This is a genomic window from Bradyrhizobium sp., assembly GCF_035273305.1.
GTDB lineage: Bacteria > Pseudomonadota > Alphaproteobacteria > Rhizobiales > Xanthobacteraceae > Bradyrhizobium.
This window is the reverse complement of sequence record NZ_DATEPI010000147.1, coordinates 1-2,481: the sequence shown is the minus strand read 5'-3', so window position 1 is coordinate 2,481 and position 2,481 is coordinate 1. Positions and strand designations below refer to the sequence as shown.

Genomic DNA, 2,481 nt, shown 5'->3' with positions numbered 1-2,481 from the left:
GGGCACGATGAACGCGGTGGTGCTGGGCTTGTCCGGAGCGCCGCTGAAGACTCTCCAGAGGGCCAGTATCAAGACGAGCAGCGCAACAGCCGCCAGTAGGTCGATGTGTCTGGGATCGTGACCCCCGCTGGTTTTCCAGCGCATTGATCGGGTCCTCGTCGTCGCATGCACGTATCATCGCATGAGACCAATTTCCGACCTATGCCGCGGTTCCTATAGCATCAATGCGCATTTCGGCTGAAAGCGGTGCAGCATCTTCTGTGTCACGGACCGTTGACGCCGCGCCATCTCCCGAACCGCCAGGGCAGATACCAGCGTGCACCCGGCGGGGTTGTCAGTGGCACGTTGTCGATCCCCGACGTCCCCCACGGCTGGCAGCGCAACAGCCGTGCAAGCGTCATCCATCCGCCTCCCCATAGACCGAAGCGTGCAATGGCTTCATCGGCGTAGACCGAGCAAGTAGGCAGATGACGGCAGTTGTAGCCGACCAATGGGGAAAGTGTGTGCCGGTAAATCCAGATCAGTGCGCGCGCGCCGTTGCGCGGGAACCGCCCCAAGGCGCTGCCGCATTCAACACAACTTTCTTGCAGCGAGTGTTTCACAGGCAGTTGCTACAAAGATAAGCGAACTTTTGCTCGGTTCCCCGGCATGGAACTTCATTGCGGAAGTAATTGTGCCACAGTTTTAGAAATATCAATGGTCCGGACGGCGGTGCAGCAAAGGTTCTATGGACCATAACGCTTGCCAGCGGTACCCTTTTGGCACGCCAGCATTAAGCGAATCGCGGCGTTCACGTGGGGCCATTGCCAGATCGTTTCGGCGTGAGGGGAAGGATCCAAATTGAGACTCGGAAGTTCGTCAAGATTTCGCGGATGGGCATTGCTCACCGCCGCCGCGATTTGCATCGCATTGCCCGGTATTATCGCTACGCAAGTCGGTTCGGCGCGCGCAGGCGCTACTCTTGAACAGCGTAAATTGCCGATGCGATTTAGCTGGGTCGGGTGCCAGCCGAATTGTCGAGGCTGGGTCAGCGCTGTCGGAATCGTGACCGCGGACAGTCCGAAGGATTTCGACGACTTTGCCCGCGGACGTCAGCTCGGTGGAGCGACCATTGTGCTTGATTCAAGCGGGGGCTCCGTCAACGACTCGATCGCGCTCGGTCGGCGCTGGCGCAATCTGGGCCTGCTGACCACGGTCGGCACCAGCGTTAATGCAGACTCCGCGCAAGGCCGCGCCACGATTGATCCGGCCGCCTATTGTGAATCGATGTGCGTATATCTGCTGCTCTCGGGCAAAACGCGGTACGTGCCCGATCGCGCGCATGTCCGCGTGCATCAGATCTGGATGGGGGATCGCGCCGACGATGCCAAGGCGGCCAGCTACACCGCCCAGGACATGATGATCGTGGAACGCGACATCGGCCGGCTCGCCAAATACACTTTTGATATGGGTGGCGCCGGTGATTTGCTGTCGCTGTCGCTCAACGTGCCGCCATGGGAAGACCTACACGAATTGTCACGGGAAGAATTGCGGCTGACGAACCTTACGACCACCGATGCGGTTGCCGAGGTGTTCCCACCACGGTTTGACGCGCCCAACACCCCAGTGGCAGGACTCGTCACAAAACCGGTTCAGGATCGGTTTGTCGGCAGCGCGGCGGACGTCGCCACAGATTCACAAGCGGCGAAATCCACCAAGACGGCCGAAGCATTGGCTCCCACGGGCAGCGTTGCGAAGACCGCGCCGGCCAAGTAGTGCACTCAACCCTGAGCTGACGCCGGCTGCTTTGACTTGGCCTCGATCTGGTTGATCGCATCGACCACGGCGTCGAAGGTCAGCATGGTCGAGGCATGCCGTGCCTTGTAGTCGCGCACCGGCTCGAGCAGGGCTATTTCGCTCCATTTGCCCTCGGGCGGACTGCCATTTTCCTTCAGCATCTTGCGTACCGTCTCGCGCAATTGCCGAAGTTCGTCGGCGTTCGAGCCGACCACGTGCCGGGCCATGATCGAGGAGGAGGCCTGTCCCAGTGCGCAGGCCTTCACGTCATGGGCAAAGTCGGTGACCACAGGCCCTTCCATTTTGATATCGACCTTCACAGTCGAGCCGCACAGCTTGGAATGCGCCGTAGCGCTCGCGTCCGGTGCGGCGAGCCGCCCGATCCGAGGAATGTTGCCCGCCAGTTCGATGATGCGCTTGTTGTAGATGTCGTTCAGCATAAGGTTGGGGTCTCGGGCTCTCGGCCTGAACGCCCTTGGCGGGCGATGACGTCCGACTTATATATGGGGGGAACCAGCGGAAATACAGTCCGGCTGCCGGTGAGCCACGCCGAATCGAACAGATTGGGCAGGGTGAGCGTTAGTACTGCAGGGATCAGGCGTCCGGCGGCAATCGCCCCGTCTGCCGGTGACACTCCGGTGATTTGAGGCCGGTCGAACGGAGTCGATATGGACGCATTGATCAAATCTCTACGCGCGGGCAAGC

General features: G+C 60.5%; 3 protein-coding genes. 1 reads left to right on the top strand and 2 read right to left on the bottom strand.

Features of this window, described 5'->3' with window-relative positions; all coding sequences use genetic code 11:
- Positions 1-263 precede the first annotated feature (263 nt).
- Positions 264-602: a membrane protein insertion efficiency factor YidD gene (gene yidD / locus VJV58_RS09860; RefSeq protein WP_414641464.1), complete on the bottom strand. Its 339-nt coding sequence runs from the start codon at positions 600-602 to the stop codon at positions 264-266.
- A 238-nt stretch (positions 603-840) separates the two neighbouring features.
- Between yidD and VJV58_RS09855 the strand changes: the two genes are divergently transcribed.
- A complete protein-coding gene (locus VJV58_RS09855; RefSeq protein WP_324137152.1) occupies positions 841-1,755 on the top strand; it encodes a hypothetical protein in 915 nt (304 codons plus the stop codon).
- 5 nt (positions 1,756-1,760) lie between these two features.
- Here the strand turns inward: VJV58_RS09855 and VJV58_RS09850 are convergent, their stop codons facing one another.
- Positions 1,761-2,216 (bottom strand): iron-sulfur cluster assembly scaffold protein, encoded by a 456-nt coding sequence (locus tag VJV58_RS09850; protein ID WP_324137151.1) that lies wholly within the window; start codon positions 2,214-2,216, stop codon positions 1,761-1,763.
- Between the last annotated feature and the right edge of the window lie 265 nt (positions 2,217-2,481).

What these genes read in the sequence shown, in the direction of transcription:
- VJV58_RS09850 (WP_324137151.1), bottom strand. Translation starts at nt 2,216, where the DNA reads ATGCTGAACGACATCTACAACAAGCGCATCATCGAACTGGCGGGCAAC.